At 73.2% G+C, this 17,986-nt stretch carries 2 protein-coding genes; both read left to right on the top strand.

Annotated features, from left to right (window positions below; all coding sequences use genetic code 11):
- Positions 1-370 precede the first annotated feature (370 nt).
- Entirely contained in the window at positions 371-8,863 is an 8,493-nt protein-coding gene (locus ACWD4O_RS37510; protein ID WP_451287057.1) for an SDR family NAD(P)-dependent oxidoreductase, read from the top strand.
- A 14-nt stretch (positions 8,864-8,877) separates the two neighbouring features.
- Positions 8,878-17,934 carry an amino acid adenylation domain-containing protein gene (locus ACWD4O_RS37505; RefSeq protein ID WP_451287055.1) on the top strand — a complete coding sequence of 3,019 codons (9,057 nt, stop codon included), beginning with the start codon at positions 8,878-8,880 and terminating at the stop codon, positions 17,932-17,934.
- The last annotated feature ends 52 nt before the right edge of the window (positions 17,935-17,986 follow it).

The raw sequence follows: 17,986 nt of genomic DNA, 5'->3' as shown, positions 1-17,986 counted from the left end.
GTGATCGAGTACGTGCTTACCGCTGACGTGATGTCCGCAGAGACATTCGACGACGACGCGGACATTCAACTTTTCGCCGAGGAGTGCGCGGCCGTTGCTGACGCACTGCCCCGGATACCGTGCGGCCGCGGTGGCACGGGACTGCCGACTGCATTTCCGTGGGCATCGACGCCCGGAGAAGCGCACGCCTCCCGGAGCCCTGCGAGACCTGGCCGCCCTGCCGGCTGAACGAGATCTCGTGGGACGGCTCGGCGCGCAAAGCGACGCGTCGTTCTGACAGCCGTCGCCCTCCCCTGCCCGTAAACGAATCCCCGGTTCGCGCCATGCACACTCGGGCATCTTCGCGCGCCTTCTTTGGGACGGAAAACCGATGACCGCATTGCCCACGTTCACCGAGACCTTTACCGTCACCGCCGACAACCCCCTGTTGAGCGGGCACGTCGTGTACGGCCGCAGCCTGCTGCCCGGTGTCGGCTACGTGGACCTGGTGCTCCAGGTGCTCACCCGGCACGGACACCCCATGACCGAGGTGGAGCTGCGCAACCTCACCATCCTCGCGCCGCTCGTCGCCGGGCCCGGTGAGGCCGTCCTGACCACCGTCGAGGGGCGCCCCGCAGCCGGCGGGGGATGGCGCATCGAGGTGCGCAGCCGCCGCGCCCAGGACACCACCGACGTCGTGCACGCCGTCGTCACCGCACACCACCGCGGCCCCGTCGCCTTCACGGAGCGGCTCCCGCTGCCCGTCCAGGGGACGACCCGGCGCACCACCATGGACGAGATCTACACCTGGTGCCGGGAGTACGACCTCCTCCACTCGGGCCTGATGAAGCTCGGCGGCGCGGTCCACCACCGTCCCGGCGACTGGATCGCCGAGCTGGAACTCGCCCCCGAACACCAGGCCACCACCGGCGCGTTCCTCTTCCACCCCGCCCTCTTCGAAGCCGGGCTCCTCGGCGGCGGTGTCGCCCTGGGCATGCTGCACGGGGACAACGACGGCCCCGGCCTCTACCTCCCGCTGATGTTCGACCGGTTCCGCGCGGCCGGGCCGCTCGGCGGGCGCTGCTACGTCCGCGTGCCCGCCGACTCCGTCCGCCGCGACGACGAACTCATCCGTCTGGTCGTGGAGTTCTACGACGAGGCAGGCCAGAAGGTCGCCGAGGTGGGGCAGTTCGTCGCCAAGCGCATCCGGGCGGCCGGCGCGCTCGACGTCCGTGGCGACGCTCCCACCGCGCCGGCGGCCGTGCCCACTCCCGTCGCCGCGCCGGTGCTGGGTTCCCTGCCCGTCTCCGCTGTGCTGCGGGAGCTGGTGGGTGCTCGGCTCGGTGTGTCTGCGGATGCGGTGGATGTGGGCCTGGGGTATTACGAGTTGGGGCTGGGGTCGGCCGATCTGTTGGCGTTGGTGGGGGAGTTGGAGGGGCGGCTGTCGGTGGAGTTGTCGCCGACGGTGATGTTCGAGCACGGGTCGATCGCGGAGCTCGCGGCATGGCTGGAGCCTCAGCTGCCCACCGGTGCCGGTGCCGGTACCGGTGCTGGTACCAGTGCTGATGCCGTCGCGGCACCGCCGGCCGCGCCCGCGTCCGCCGTTCCCGCCGCGCCGGTCACGCCCGCGTCCGCCGTTCCCGCCGCGCCGGTCACGCCCGCGCCCGCCGCGCCGAGCGTCCCCGCCACGCCGCCCGCTTCCGCCGCGCCGACCGTCCCCGCGCAGGCTCCAGCCGCCGGGGCTCCCGCCGCCGAGGCTCCGGCCGGAGAGGCCCCCGCTTCGCCCGCCCTGGGTATCCCCGACGCCGACGCCCTCTCTCTCGTGTGCACCGCCCTCGTCGAAGAGGTGGCGGCTCTTCTCGGCGCGCACCCCGCCGATGTGCACCCCGATGCGGAACTCAGCGAGTTCGGGCTGGACCTGGGCGGGCGCGCGCGGCTCTCCGAGCGGGTGAACGAGCGGTACGGGCTGGCGCTGAACCCGGGCGTCTTCGGCGAGCACCGCACGCTGCAGGCCATGGCGTCCCACCTCGTCGACGCCCACGGTGTCCGGAACACGCCCGCGGCCCAGGGCGACTCGCCGAGCACCTCCGCCCCGCAGACCCACCCGCTGCTCCAGCGGACCGTGCCCGGCGGTCCGGCGGACGAGGTGACGTACGAGACCCGCTTCGACGGCTCGGAACCGTATCTGCGTGACCATCAGGTCCGCGGCGGCCGGGTACTGCCGGGGGTCGCGCAGCTGGAGATGGCGCGTGTCGCGGTCGCCCGGGCACTGGGCCGGGAGGATGCCGCCGCCGTCCGGCTGACCGATGTCGTATGGCTCCGGGCCGCCCTGTACGGCCCCGACGGGCTGACGCTGCGCGTGCGCGTGGGCACCGGCGGCGAAGGCTGCACATACGAGGTCCTCGCCGTCGGCCCCGACGGTGCCACCACCCTGTGCGGCCAGGGCCGGGCGAGCCTCGCCGAGGAGGCCACCCGGCGCACCCGGCGGACGCTGCCCCTCACCGAGCTGCGGGCCGCCTGCACCGAGGAGACGTACTCCGGCGAGCACGTCTACGGCCTCTACGGCGGCCTCGGCCTGGAGTACGGCCCCTCGCAGCGGTCCCTGACCGAACTGCGCACCGGCACGGACGCGGAGGGCCGCCGTCAGGTCCTCGCCGAACTGCGCCTGCCGGAGGCGGCCGAACCGCTGCACGGCGGCCTGCTGCACCCGAGCATCCTCGACGGCGCTCTCCAGGCCACCATCGGCCTGTGGCTGGGCGACGGCGGCTCGGCCGCGCTCGCCCTGCCGTTCGCCCTCACCCGCGCCGAGGCCCTCGCCGCCACCCCTGCCACCGCGCACGCGTGGATCCGCCACCGGCCCGGCAGCAGCGCCGACCGGGACTCCGCCCGACTGGACGTCACCGTCGTCGACGAACAGGGCCGCGTGTGCGTGGAGCTGACCGGGCTCTCCAGCCGCCCGCTGCCCGCCGCCGAGCAGCCGGCCGAGCCCGAGGCCGTGCGTCCCGGCGACATCGCGATCATCGGCGTGAGCGGCCGCTATCCCGAGGCCGCCGACCTGGACGAGTTCTGGCAGAACCTGCGCGCGGGCCGCGACTGCGTCCGCGAGGTCCCGGCCGGCCGCTGGGACCACGGCCGGTACGCCGGGGCCGGGGCGGGCGGCTGGGGCGGCTTCCTGGACGACATCGACCGGTTCGACCCGCTGTTCTTCCAGATATCCCTGCTGGAGGCCGACTATCTCGACCCGCAGGAACGCCTGTTCCTGCAGTGCGCCCACCACACCCTGGAGGACGCCGGATACACCCCCGACCGGCTCTCGCGCGACGCCCGGGTCGGCGTGTTCGTCGGTGTGATGTACCAGGAGTACCAGCTCCTCGGCGCCCAGGCGCAGGAGCGCGGCAGACCCGACGCCCTGTGGGGCAGCGCCTCCACGGTCGCCAACCGCGTGTCGTACTTCTACGACTTCCACGGCCCGAGCATGGCCGTGGACACCATGTGCTCCTCCTCCCTGACCGCCGTCCACCTGGCCTGCGAGGCCATCCGCAGCGGTCAGTGCGACACCGCGCTCGCCGGCGGCGTCAACCTCACCCCGCACCCCAACAAGCACCTGGTGCTCGGACAGCGCAAGTTCCTCTCCAGCGACGGCCGGTGCCGCAGCTTCGGCGAGGGCGGCGACGGCTATGTGCCCGGCGAAGGCGTCGGCGCCGTCCTGCTCAAGCCGCTGGAGCGGGCCCTCGCCGACGGCGACCAGATCCACGCCGTGATCAAAGGCACCGCCGTCAACCACGGCGGACGCACCAGCGGTTACTCGGTGCCCACCCCGGTCGCGCAGGGCGAGGTCATCGCCCACGCGCTCACCGCCGCCGGCGTCGACCCGCGCAGCCTGAGCTGTCTCGAAGCGCACGGCACGGGCACCGCCCTGGGCGACCCGATCGAGGTCTCCGGCCTGCAGCAGGCCTTCCGTCGTGCGGGCGGCGCGCCGGAGCGGCTCGCCATCGGCTCCGTGAAGTCCAACATCGGGCACCTGGAGTCCGCGGCCGGCATCGCGGCCATCACCAAGGTGCTGCTCCAGATGCGCCACGGCGAGCTCGTCCCGAGCCTGCACTCCACGACCCTCAACCCCCACATCGACTTCGACCGCACCCCGCTGCACGTCCAGCGCACCCTGGAGCCCTGGCGGCGGCCCGTGCTGGAGGGCCGCACGCTGCCACGCGTCGCCGGAATCTCCAGCTTCGGCGGCGGCGGCTCCAACGCCCACGTCGTCATCGCCGAGCACCAGCCGCCCGCCCGGCCCGCAGCCGCCCCGGCCGACGGCCGCCCCGCGCTGCTCGTGCTCTCCGCCAAGAGCGAGGGCCAGCTCGCCGAACAGGCCCGCCGCCTGCACGCCCGGCTCAGCGAGGCGACCGACGCCGACCTCCCCGCGGTCGCCTGGACCCTGCAGACCGGACGCATCGCGCTGGAAGAACGCCTCGCCTTCGCCGCGAACAGCCTCGCCGACGCCCGCGAACGGCTCGCCGCCTTCGCCGCCGCCCCTGCCGCGAGCGGCCGCTGGCACCGCGGCGCCGTCCGCCCGGACCGCACCGCCGACGCCCCGGCGGTGCGCACCGCCCTGGACGCCTGGACACGGCAGGGAGCGCACGAGGACCTGCTCGCGCAGTGGGCCGACGGCGCCGAAGTGCGCTGGGAGGACGCCTGGCCGACCGGCAGCACCGTGCGCCGCATCAGTCTGCCCGGCTACCCCTTCGCCCGTGAACGCTGCTGGTACGACCTCGACACCGAGGGCGCGCCGCACCGGCCCGCACCGGCCGCCGGCTCCCCGGACGGCGACAGCCCCGACGTCGTGCTGCTGCGACCCGAGTGGACCGAGCGACCCGAGTGGACCGAGCGACCCGAGCGACCCGAGTGGACCGAGCGGGCCGAGCGGGCCGAGCGGGCCGGCGCACCGGCCGTGCCCGGCGAGCCGTTCACCGAACGGCACGTCGTCCTGCTCGGTCGGCTCACCGACGGCGACCGCGACACCCTGCGAGCCGCCCTGCCCGCCGGGACCGGGTGCACCTTCCTCGAACCGGCGGACGCACCGCTGGACCGCCAGTACGTCGACGCCGTGCACGAGGTGTTCACGCTGACCCGGCGGCTGCTGGAGCAGGGCGTGCGACGGCCCACGCTGCTCCAGGTGGCGGCCGTCGGCGACGGCGACCGGCTGGCCTGCTTCAGCGGCCTGGGCGCGCTGCTGCGCACGGCCCACCTGGAGAACCCCAAGCTGCACACCCAGTACCTGGAGTGCCTGGACGGCGCCTCGCCCGCCACCGTCGCCGCCCGCCTCGCGACCGAGGCCACCGCCGACCCCGAGCCCGAGGTACGCCACCACGCCGGCCGCCGTCAGGTCCGCCGCCTCACCGAGGTCACCGGCGCCCGGCCCGCCGCCGCGCCCTGGCGGGAGGGCGGCGTCTACCTCATCACCGGCGGCCTGGGCGGGCTCGGCCTGCACGTCGCGCGCGACATCGCCGCCTCGGTCGCGCACGCCACGGTGGTCCTCGCCGGGCGCTCGCCGCTGACCGACGAGCGGCGCGCGACGCTGAAGGACCTGCGCACCACCGGCCTGACCGTCCAGTACGAGACCGTCGACGTCGCCGACCGGGAAGCGCTCGGCGCCCTGCTGGCCCGGGTGAACGTGGACCACGGCCCGCTGACCGGCGTGCTGCACGCCGCCGGGGTCGTCGAGGACAACTTCGTCGTCCGCAAGGGCCCCGGGGAACTCGACCGGGTCCTCGCCCCCAAGGTCGCCGGACTGGTCCACCTCGACGAGCTGACCCAGGCGCAGCCGCTGGAGGTGTTCGTCTGTTTCTCGTCCCTCGCCGGCGCCTTCGGCAACCCCGGCCAGAGCGACTACGCGGCCGCCAACGCCTTCATGGACGCCTATGCCGGACACCGCGACCGGCTCGTGAGCGCCGGTCGGCGCAGTGGCCGTACCGTGTCCGTCAACTGGCCCCTGTGGGACGAGGGCGGCATGGGTGCCGAGGGCCCCGTCCGCGAGCAGTTGCGCGCCCTGGGCCTCGCCCCCCTCGACACGCGGCGTGGCCTCGCCGCCCTGCACCGGGCCCTGGCCGGGGCCGAGGGCGGTGTCACGGACGGCAGGCTGCTGGTGGTGGCGGGCGACCGCGAGGCGCTGCTGACCCGGCTGACGGAGCGCACCGAGGAGCCGGCGCCCCAGACCTCCGCACCACAGACCTCCGTACCGCAGACCGCCGCACCACAACCCGCCGCACCGCAGAACGTGACAGCGCCGACCGCGACGGATACGGCACCGCAGGCCCCCGTGCCCGCCACCGCGGCCCGCGGCGGATCCGTGCGGTCCGTCGAGGACCGGGCCGTGGCCCACCTCAGGCGCGTGCTGGCCTCCGCCCTGAAGCTCGGGCCCGAGCGCCTGGACCCCGACACACCGCTGGAGCGGTACGGCATGGACTCCGTGCTCGCCGTGGCCATGGTCGAGCCGCTGGAGGAGAGCTTCGGCCCGCTGCCGCGCACGCTGCTGTTCGAGGTGCGGACCGTGCGCGGGCTGGCGCGGTACCTCGCGGACGAGCATGCGCAGGCGCTGCGCGCCCTCGTCGGCGAAGCCGCGCCCGAGGCCCCCCGGCCGCGGACCGCCGTACCCGAGCCGGCCCGGCCGAACACCGCCGCGCCCGCCCCGGTCTCGCCCCCCGCGGACCAGGACATCGCCGTCATCGGCATCGGCGGACGCTACCCGCACGCCGACGACCTGGACGCCTTCTGGGCAGCGCTGCGCGAGGGCCGGGACTGCGTCACCGAGGTCCCCGCCGACCGCTGGGAGACCGCCGGCGGCGCCCGATACGGCGCGTTCCTCGACGGCATCGACCGGTTCGACCCGCTGCACTTCGGCATCTCGCCCCGCGAGGCCGCCGCGATGGACCCGCAGCAGCGGCTGTTCCTGGAGACCGTGTGGCACCTGCTGGAACAGGGCGGCGTCACCCAGGAGGTGATCGAGCACCGTTACGGCCGGCGCGTCGGCGTGTACGTCGGAGCCGCCTACCAGATGTATCGGGCGGACGCCTCCGAACCGGTGCTCGCGGCGCTCACCTCGTCCGCCTCCTACAACCTCATCGCCAACCGCGTCTCGCACTTCTTCGGCCTGGAGGGTCCGAGCCTGGCCGTGGACAGCATGTGCACCTCGTCCGCCATGGCCGTCCACCTCGCCTGTGCCGACCTGCTGCGCGGCGAGTGCGAGCTGGCCGTCGCGGGCGGGGTCAACCTGACCGTGCACGAGGACAAGTACGTCGCGCTCTCCGAGATGCAGCTGCTCGGCACCCACCCGGGCGCGCGCAGCTTCCGCGACGGCGACGGCTACCTGCCCGCCGAGGCGGTCGGCGCCGTCCTGCTCAAGCCGCTGGCGGCCGCCCTGCGCGACGGCGACACCGTGCACGCCGTCATCAAGAGCACCGCCTCGCTGCACAGCGGCCGCTCAGGCGGCTTCATGGCGCCCAGCCACCGCACCCACGTCGCCGCCGTACGGCACGCCCTGGAGCGGGCCGACGCCGAACCCGGCTCCATCGGCTACGTCGAATCCGCCGCCAACGGCACCGCGTTCTCCGACGAGGTCGAACTGCGCGCCCTGCGCGAGGTGTTCGCCGGTGTCACCGCCCCGGTGCCGGTCGGCGCCGTGAAGTCGAACCTCGGGCACCCCGAGGCGGCCTCCGGCATCGCCCAGCTCACCAAGGTCGTCCTCCAGCTGCAGCACGGCCAGATCGCACCGCTCGTCGACGTCGGCACCGCCAACCCCCGCCTGGACCTGGACGGTTCGCCGCTCGAACTGTGCGACCGGCTGACCGACTGGGAGCCGCGCGGCGGCACGGACCCCGACGGCCCGCCCCTGCCCCGCCGTGCCCTCATCAACTGCGTGGCGGCGGGCGGCAGTCACGTCAGCATGGTCGTGGAGGCACCGCCGACCGCCGCCGCCGTCCCCACCGTCGCCCCGGACACCGCGCCGCAGGTCGTCGTGGTCTCCGCCCGGACCGAGGAACGCCTGCACACGGCGGTACTGCGCCTGCTCGGCCACCTGGCGGACCTGCCCGACGAGGACGCCGCCGACGCCACCGTGAGCCTCGCGGACATCGCGTACACCACGCAGCTGGGCCGCGAGGCGCTGCCCGAGCGGCTCGCCGTGGTCGCCGCCGACCGCACCGAACTGGCCCAGGCGCTCGCCGCACATGTGGCCGGCACGCCCACGACCGTCCCCGTCCACCGGGGCAACGCCGACGACGAGCCGGGACCCTGGAGCTCCGTCCTGTCCGGCGCCCGGGGCGAGGCCTTCCTCACCGCGCTCGCCGAGGACCGCGCGCTGGAGGAACTGGCCGCCCTGTGGGTGTGCGGGACCCGGGTGCCGTGGAGCGCGCTGCACACCGGGCGGCCCCGACTGGTGCCCCTGCCGGCCACCGCGTTCGAGGCGGGCGCCTACTGGGTCGGACGCGACCCGCGGGCGGCCGTACCGGAGCCGAGGGCACAGGAACCCGTACCGCCCGCCGACGCGGGCACGGGCACCGACGCCGAGCAGGTCATGGCGCAGGCCTGGGCCGACGTCCTCCAGGTCGACGCGGCCACGCTGACCGCACGGACCGACTTCTTCTCGCTCGGCGGCAACTCGCTGCTCGCCACCCGGCTGATCAACCTGCTCAAGGAGCGGGCGGGCGTCGAACTGCCGACCGAAACGGTCTTCAACGCACCACGCCTTTCCGACATGGCCCGAGAACTGCGCGCACGCCTGCCCATGGCCGGGGACGCGAGCCTGCGCGAGCTGGATCTGATCCTCGAAAGCATCGCCCTGGTCGAGCACATGAGCGACGAGGAGCTGGACGCGCTGGACATCGAGAGCTGAGGCAGGGGACGACGATGGGCACCACCAGTCAGGACACCGGCCTTGAACTCATCCGGAAGGTCCGCTCCCTGCCGGAGAAGCGGCAGCGCGCCCTGATCGCGCTGCTGCGCAAACAGGGCGTCGACCTCTCCGCGCTCGAAACCATCCCCCGGCTGTCCCGGACCGACGGCACACCCGTGCCGCTGTCCTTCACCCAGCAGCGGCTGTGGTTCCTCGCCCAACTGGACGGCGCCGACGCCGCCTACAACATCCCGATGGCGATGCGGCTGCGCGGCCGCCTCGACCGCCCCGCGCTGCTGCGCGCCCTGACGGCGGTCGTCCAGCGGCACGAGGTGCTGCGCACCCGGTTCGTCGACCACGGCGGCGTACCGCGCCAGGTCATCGGCGACGGCAGCGACTTCACGGTCGCCGAGGAGGAGCTGACCGACCCGGCGCGGCTCGCCGCGATCTGCCGCGACGAGGCCGCCGCCCCGTTCGACCTGGAGCGCGGGCCGCTGGTCCGGGTCCGGCTGCTGCGGCAGTCGGAGCAGGAGCACCACCTGCTCGTCACCACCCACCACAGCGTGTCCGACGGCTGGTCGGTCGGCGTCTTCTTCCGCGACCTGGTCGCCCTGTACGAGGCGTTCGGCGCGGGCCGCCCCGACCCGCTGGAGCCGCTGCCCGTGCAGTACGCGGACTACGCGCACTGGCAGCGTGAGCGGCTCGCCGGTGACCTGCACGACCGGCAGACGGACTACTGGAAGCATCAGCTGGCCGGGGTCGACCCGCGGCTGACGCTGCCCGTCGACCGGGAGCGCCCGCGCCTGAAGACCTACACGGGGGCCGGCGAGAACTTCACCTGCCCGGCGGACCTGCTGAGCGCCCTGCGCGACGTCGCCAAGGTCCACGAAGCCACGCTCTACATGACCCTGCTGGCCGCCTACACCGTCGTCCTCAACCGCTACACCCGCCAGACGGACATCGCCGTCGGCACGGTGGTCGCCAACCGCGGGCGACGCGAGGTCGAGGATCTCATCGGCTTCTTCGCCAACACCCTGGTGATGCGCGCGGATCTCGCGGACGACCCGGACTTCCGCGATCTGCTGGCCCAGGTGAAGAAGACCGCGTTGGAGGCCTACGACCACAGCGAAGTCCCCTTCGAGGCCGTCGTGGAGGCCCTGGACACCGAGCGCAGCCTCGCCCGCTCGCCCGTCTTCCAGACGATGTTCGTCCTTCAGGAGGCACAGACCCGACGGGACGTCACCCTCGGCGATCTCGAGGTCTCCCCGGTCGACTTCGATCTCAGCTTCACCAAGTTCGACCTGACGGTCGACCTGCGGGAGTCCCCCGACGGCCTGGTCGGCACCGTCGAGTACAACCCCGACCTGTACGACCGTGAGACCATCCGGCGCTTCATCGGTCACTACACCCGGCTGCTCGCCGCCGTCGCCGACGATCCGGCGCTGCCCGTGTCCCGACTCGCGATGATCGACGCCGAGGAGCGTCGCCAGGTGGTCGAGGCGTTCAACGACACCGAGCGGCCCTTCAGCGACGACCGGTGCCTGCACGAACTGTTCGAGGAGCGGGTGGCCCGGCACCCCGAGCGCACCGCCCTGGTCACCTCCGACCGCTCATGGACGTACGCCGAACTCGACGCCTGGGCCGACCGGATCGCCCGTGGACTGCGCCGACGCGGTGTCGGGCCGGACACGCCGGTCGGGCTGCACGCCGAGCGTTCCGCCGAAATGGTCGCCGGCATTCTGGGCGCCCTGAAGGCCGGGGGCGCCTACATGCCGATCGAGCCGTCCTACCCGGCGGCCCGCCGCACCGACCTCGTGGACCACTCCGGGGTCGCCGTGGTCCTCACCCAGCCGCACCTGGACGCCGAACCACTGCACGGCGTCGAGCACCTGCTCGTCCTGCACCCGGACGGCACCCTGCGCGACCTGGAGGGCCGGGACGTCCTCGAGGCCCGGGACGCGGACGTCCCCACGGCTGAACCCGGCGCGCACGCAGGTCACTTGGCGTATGTGATCCACACCTCCGGCTCCACGGGCCGCCCCAAGGGCGTGATGATCGAGCACCGGGCCGCGGTGAACCGCATCGAGTGGATGCAGAACGAGTACCGACTCACCGGTGACGACGTCGTCCTGCAGAAGACCCCCTACAGCTTCGACGTGTCCGTCTGGGAGTTCTTCTGGCCGCTGCTCGTCGGCGCCCGTCTCGCGATCGCCGCGCCCGGCGGTCACCGCGACCCGGCCTACCTGCTCTCCGCCGTCCGTGCGTTCGGCGTGACCACCCTGCACTTCGTGCCGTCGATGCTGCGCAGCATCGTCGAGGAGCCGGGCTGGGCGCGGTGCACGACCGTGCGGCAGGTGTTCTGCAGCGGCGAGGCGCTGCCCCCGGACCTGTGCGCACGTCACTACGAGCAGCACACCGCGCCGCTGCACAACCTGTACGGGCCCACCGAGGCAGCCGTCGACGTCAGCCACTGGACCGTCCCCGCCGACGGCACGCCCCGCGTCGTCCCCATCGGCCGGCCGATCCAGAACATCCGATTGCATGTGCTCGACGAGGCTCTCGCGCCGCAGGGCGTCGGCTGTGTCGGCGAGCTGTACATCGCCGGCGCGGGGCTGGCCCGCGGCTATCTGCACCAGCCCGAGCTGACCCGCGACCGGTTCGTGCCCGACCCGTTCGACGCTTCCCCCGGCGCCCGCATGTACCGCACCGGCGACCTGGTGCGCCGACTGCCCGACGGCGACCTGGAGTTCCTCGGCCGCGCCGACGACCAGGTCAAGATGCGCGGCTTCCGCATCGAGCCGGGCGAGATCGAGCACCGGCTCTCGGAGCACCCCTCCGTCCGCTCCTCGGCCGTCCTGGTCCGTGCGGACCAGCCCGGCAGCCCCCGCCTGGTCGCCTACGTGGTGCCCGAACCCGGACACGCTCTCGCCGACCACCGCGCCGACCTGATCCGGCACCTCGAGGGCGCCCTGCCCGAGTACATGGTGCCGAGCGCGTACGTCGAACTCGCCGCCCTGCCGGTGACCGCGCACGGCAAGCTCGACCGCCGTGCCCTGCCCGCCCCCGGCATCGACGCCTTCGCCCAGCGCGCCTACGTCGCACCCGGCACCGACACCGAACGGCACCTGGCCGACGTCTGCGCCGAACTCCTCGGCTTCGACGCCGAGCGGATCAGCGTCGAGGACAACTTCTTCGCCCTCGGCGGCCATTCCCTGATGATCACGGTGCTGGTGGCGCGGCTGAAGGACAGCGGTCTGCACATCAGCGTCCAGGACGTCTTCACCGCGCCCACGCTGGCCGAACTGGCGGCGCGCATCGACGCGAGCGGGGCCGCGCCCGCGCACACCGTCCCCGCCAACCGGATCCCGGAGGGCTGCGAGCGCCTCACCCCCGACCTGCTGGCGCTGATCGACCTGACACAGGAGCAGATCGACACCGTCGTGGCCGCCGTGCCCGGCGGGGCGGCCGGCATCCAGGACGTCTACCCCCTGCTGCCCACGCAGGAGGGCATCTTCTTCCACCACCTGATGGACCCGGACAACGACCCGTATCTCGTCTCCACCCTCTACCGGGCCGACGACGAGCAGGCGTGTGCCCGGTTCATCGACGCGCTGCAGCGCATCGTCGACCGCCACGACGTGATGCGCACCGCCGTTCTCACCGCCGGCCTGCCCGAACCCGTCCAGGTCGTGCACCGGGCCGCACGGCTCCCCGTGCAGCGGACCAGGCTCGCCGCCGGCCGAGACCCCGAGGCGCAGGCGAGAGAACTGCTCGCGCGCCAGGAACGGATGCGCCTCGACAGCGCGCCGCTGCTGCGCCTGGTCGTCGCCGAGGAGCCGCACTCGCAGGCCCGCTACCTGCTCCTGACCGCCCACCATCTCATCGAGGACGCCACCTCCCTGCGACTGATCCTGCAGGAGCTGGCCGTGCACATGGCGGGCCGCGTCGACCTGCTGTCCACCCCGGCGCCCTACCGCGACTTCGTCTCCCACACCTTGGCCAGGCACACCGCGGACGACACGGCGGCCTACTTCCGGGCAGCCCTCGAGGACGTCACGGAACCCACGGCCCCGTTCGGCCTCACCGACGTGCACGGCAACGGCCGGCGGGTCGGCCGGCTGCGCCGAGCGCTGCCCGAGCCCCTCGCCCGCGACCTGCGTGCCCAGGCCCGGCGGCTGCGACTGAGCCCGGCCTGTCTCTTCCACGCGGCGTGGGCCTGCTTCGTCGCCGCCACCAGCGGGCGCGACGACGTGGTGTTCGGCGCCGTGATGTCCGGGCGCCTGCAGGGCGTGCCCGGAGTGGAGCGCATGCTCGGCAACTTCATCAACACGCTCCCGCTGCGCACCCGGCTCGCCGGCCGGACCGTGAGCGAGCTGATCGCGGACGTCGACACCGGGCTGCGGGAGTTGATCGCACGGGAGCAGAGCCCCCTGAGCCTGGTCCAGCGGTGCAGCGGCCTGGAGGGCGACGCCCCGCTGTTCAGCGCTGTGGTCAACTTCCGCCACTTCGAGGCGGACCACGACCAGGCGCTGCCGCGCATCGACGACCACGGGGTGCGCTTCCTCGCGGCCGTGGACGCCATCAACTACCCCGTGACGGTGTCGCTCGACGACTTCGGCACCGAGCTGTCGCTGGACGTCCAGGTCGAGGAGACGGTCACCTGCGAGGCGGTGGCCGACTGTCTCGAAACCGCGTTGGCGGGCCTTGTCGACGCCCTCGCCACGGACGACGGGACCGGTACCGCCGCGCTGGACGTCGATGTCCTGCCGGCGGGCGACCGGCAGCGCCTGGCCGAGTGGAACGACACCGCCGTCCCCCTCCCGCACGAGACGCTGCCTGCCGCGTTCGAGGCGCAGGTCGCACGTACTCCGGACCGCACCGCGCTGGTCTTCGAGGGCCGCACCCTGTCGTACGCGGAACTGAACGCCCGTGCCAACCGGCTCGCGCACTGGCTGATCGAGCGGGGGGCCGGGCCCGGGCAGCGGGTCGCGATCCGGATGCCGCGCTCGTTCGACCTGGTGGTCGCCGTGCACGCCGTGGTGAAGACCGGAGCGGCGTACCTCCCCATGGACACCGACCTCCCGGACGAGCGCGTGGAGCAGGTGCTGGCCGACAGCGTGCCGCTGCTCGTCCTGGAGGAGCTGCCGGACACCACCGGCGGCCGGGACGACAACCCCCGGACCCAGGCGGCCGGGGACGACGCCGCGTACGTGCTCTACACCTCGGGTTCCACGGGCAGGCCGAAGGGCGTGGTGATCCCTCATCGCGCGGGCCTGAACTGGACCGCGTGGAAGCAGAGTCACTACGGCATGAGCGGCGAGGACCGGATGCTGCTGAAGACGTCGGTGGGGTTCGACGTCTCGGTGCCCGAGCTGTTCTGGCCGCTCCAGGTCGGCGCGGCCGTGGTGATCGCCCGTCCTGACGGACAGAAGGATCCGGAGTACCTCGCACGGTTGATCCGTGACGAGCGGGTCACCGACCTCCACTTCGTCCCGTCCATGCTCGCCGAGTTCCTGTCGGAACCGACCGCGGGACTGTGCACCGGCCTGCGCCGCGTCGAGACCGCGGGCGAGGCGCTCCCGGTCGAGCTCGCCGAACGGTTCGCACGCATGCTGCCGGACACCGAACTGCACAACCTGTACGGGCCCACCGAGGGCGGTCCCCTCACCGCCTGCCGCTACCGGGCCGAGCCCGGAGCGACAGCCGTGCCCATCGGCCCACCGGTGTCGAACACCCGGGTGTACGTGCTCGACCAGGAGCTGCGACAGGTACCGCTCGGAGTGCCGGGCGAGCTGTACGCCTCCGGCGACGGCATGGCCCGTGGCTATCTGAACCGGCCGGAGCTGACCGTCGAGCGGTTCGTGGCCAATCCGTTCGAACCCGGAGCACGCATGTACCGCACCGGTGACCTGGTGCGATGGCGTGCGCAGGGCACCCTGGACTACCTCGGCCGGGTCGACGACCAGATCAAGGTGCGCGGCTTCCGCGTAGAACCCGGCGAAGTCGCGAACGTGCTGCTCAAGCATCCCTCGGTGCATCGTGCGGTGGTCGTCCCGCAGGGGAGCGGCGCCGCCCGCACGCTCGCCGCCTATGTGAGCCCGACGCCTCAGTGGCTGCACACCGCTGTCCAGGAGGAGAACGCCGCCCACCTCGAACAGTGGCGGCGGCACTCCGACGACCGGTATGCGTCCGGCACCGGCTCCGCCGGCCAGGAACCCGTCGAGGCCGCGGCCCGGCAGCTGGAGCGCATACGCCCGAAGCGGGTGCTGGAGATCGGCTGCGGCGGCGGAGAGCTGCTCCTGCGCTACGCCGAGAACTGCGCTTCGGTGCACGCGCTCGACCCGTCGGCCACCGCTCTCGATGTGGCGCGCCGCGGCGTGGCACACCGCGGATGGTCGCACGTCACCCTGACCCAGGGGGACGCACTGTCCGTGGCGGAGCTGTCCGGCGAGAAGTTCGACACGATCGTGCTCAACTCGGTGGTGCGGCACGCTCCGAACGAGGAGTACCTGGAAGAGGTGCTCCAGCTCCTGGTCGCGCTCCTGGAGGACGGCGGCAGCGTCCTCGTCTGCGGCGTCCGGAACCTGGATCTGTTCACCGCCCAGCTCTGCGCGGCCGACCGGGAGCGTACGGAGCCCGGCCGCACCGTCGACCCGCCGGCCACCCAGGTGTGGCGCAGCCGGCGCCAGGAGCGGGAACTGCTCGTCAGTCCGACGTACTTCGCGCGGCTGCCGGAGCGTCTCCCCGAGCTGGGGGCGGTCGACCTCATCGTCGGGCGGGGCGAGGGAGACAGTGAGGCACTCGCCTACCGCTACGACGTGATCCTGCGCAAGGACGTCGCGCCGGCCGCCGCCCTGCCGTGGCTGGAGGCCGCCTCCCCGGCGGAGCTGCGCGCCCTGCTGGACGGCGAGGTCCCCGACCGGTTCGGGGTGAGCGGCTTGACGAACCCCCGCGTCACCGACGCCGTGCGCCTCGGCGCGGAGTTCGGGCGCAGGCCGCACTCCCCGGCGGCTGAGCCGCGCGCGCCCCGGTCGCGGACCGCGGACGAGGTCCGGGAGCTCGAAGCCGTGCTCCGGCACGCCGAGGAGCTCGGCTTCCAGCCGGCGGCCACCTGGTCGCAAGGCCGGCTCGACGGCCTCGACCTGGTGTTCGGCCGGGGTGAACTGCCCCGTGTACGGGCGCGTGAGCCCTATCGGGCGACCGCCGCGACCAACCATCCGCAACTGGGCGGCAGGGGGCCGTCGCTGTCCCGCGCCCTGAAGGAGCACCTCTCGGCGCTGCTGCCGCACTACATGGTGCCCGGCGTGTTCGTGGTCCTCGACGAACTGCCGGTCACGCCGAACGGCAAGGTCGACAAGCGGGCCCTGCCGGCCCCGGACGAGGTCGACGTGACCAAGGAGCGGTACGTCGCCCCGCGGACCGAGGCACAGCGCGCGCTGTGCCGGATCGTCGCCGACGTCCTCGGTCTCACCCAGGTGGGACTCCAGGACAACTTCTTCGATCTCGGTGGACACTCCTTGCTCGCGACCCGGCTCACGCTGCGGATCAAGAAGGAGACCGGCACCGAGCTGCCGCTCCAGCTGATCTTCAGCGGGGCGACCGTCGAAGAGATGTCCGCCGTCCTGGAGCAGCCGGCGGAGCAGGAGAGCGGACCGTCGGCACCGGCCGACCGGGCAGGGGCCGACGAGGCCGACGAGGCCGGGGAGGCGGACGACGCCGGGGAGCGGGGTCCGGCACCGATCACGCTCCAACAGCGCGACCTGTGGTTCCTCGACCGGCCCGCACACCTGGGAACGGCGCACGACAACGTCCAACTGGCGTTCCGGATCAACGGCTTCCTGGATCGCGAGGCCTACGCGCGCGCCGTGGGGGCGCTGGTGGAACGGCATGCGGTCCTGCGCACCGGCTATGCCCGGCACGACGGCACCGTGACCCAGAGCGTCCATCCCGCCGACGACTTCGCGCTGCGGTCGGCGGCCGTCGACGAGGAGGCGGTCACGGACTGGCTGCGCGCCGAACGGCTGCGCCCCTTCGCGCCGGAGGACCGGTACCCGTTCCGCGCCCACCTGCTCACCGTGTCCGACGATCAGCACATCGGGGTGCTGACCCGGCCCTGGGGCGTCTTCGACGGCTGGTCCGTGAACATCGTGCTGGCGGAGCTGCTCGCGCTGTACCGCGCGCTCAGCCTGGGGAAGACGCCGAAGCTGCCCGAACTGCCGCTGTCGTACGCCGGGTTCGCCCGCTGGCAGGCGCACACGACCGACGCCGTGGAGCTCTCCCGCCAGGAGAGCTACTGGCGGCGGCAGCTGGCCGGGCTGCCGACCCGTCCGCCGCTGCGTACCGACTACGAGAGATGCCCGGTCAAGACGTACCAGGGCTCGTCGGTGGATCTCCACATCTCCGCCGAACTGCTGGAGCGTCTGCGCCGGTCGAGCCAGGAGCAGGGGGTCACGCTCTACATGACCCTGCTGTCGGCCTTCGCCGTTCTGCTGGGCGGTCACATGGACGGCAGCGAACTGACCGTCGGCACCGCGGTGTCGAACCGGCCGCGGAGCGAACTGGAGGGCGTGGTCGGCTACTTCGTCAATCTGGTGGCGCTCCGCCTCGACGTGCCCGCGGACCGCTCCTTCCCCGACGTCCTGGCGCAGACCAGGCGCGTCACCACCGAGGCGCACGAACACAAGGACCTGCCGTTCCTCGACCTCGTCCGGGCCCTGGCGCCCACTCCCGAGCCGGGCGCCTCCCCGCTGTTCCAGGTGATGTTCAACCTGCTCCCCGCCGCCGCCCCCACCGGGGCCGACGGGGACGGAACGGACCTTCAGGTGCTGCCGATCCGTCCCGCGACGACGACCGCGAAGTACGACCTCAACCTCGTCGCGGAGGAAACGGCATCAGGGCTGCGGGGCTACCTGGAGTTCAGCGCCGACCTCTACTCCCGCCGGACCGCCGAGCGCATGGCCCGCGCCTACGAGCGGTTGCTGGCGGAGATCGTGGCGTCCCCGCAGTCGGACGTGGCCCACCTGCGCGCCGCCACGGAGGCGACGCCGGACTCACCTAGGACGCCTCGATGACCAATCACCCGCATCACCCGACGCGTCGGGCCCGCAGGCCGCGGCCCGACAC

It is taken from the genome of Streptomyces sp. NPDC002623, from assembly GCF_053592635.1.
This window is presented reverse-complemented; position numbering and strand designations above follow the sequence as displayed.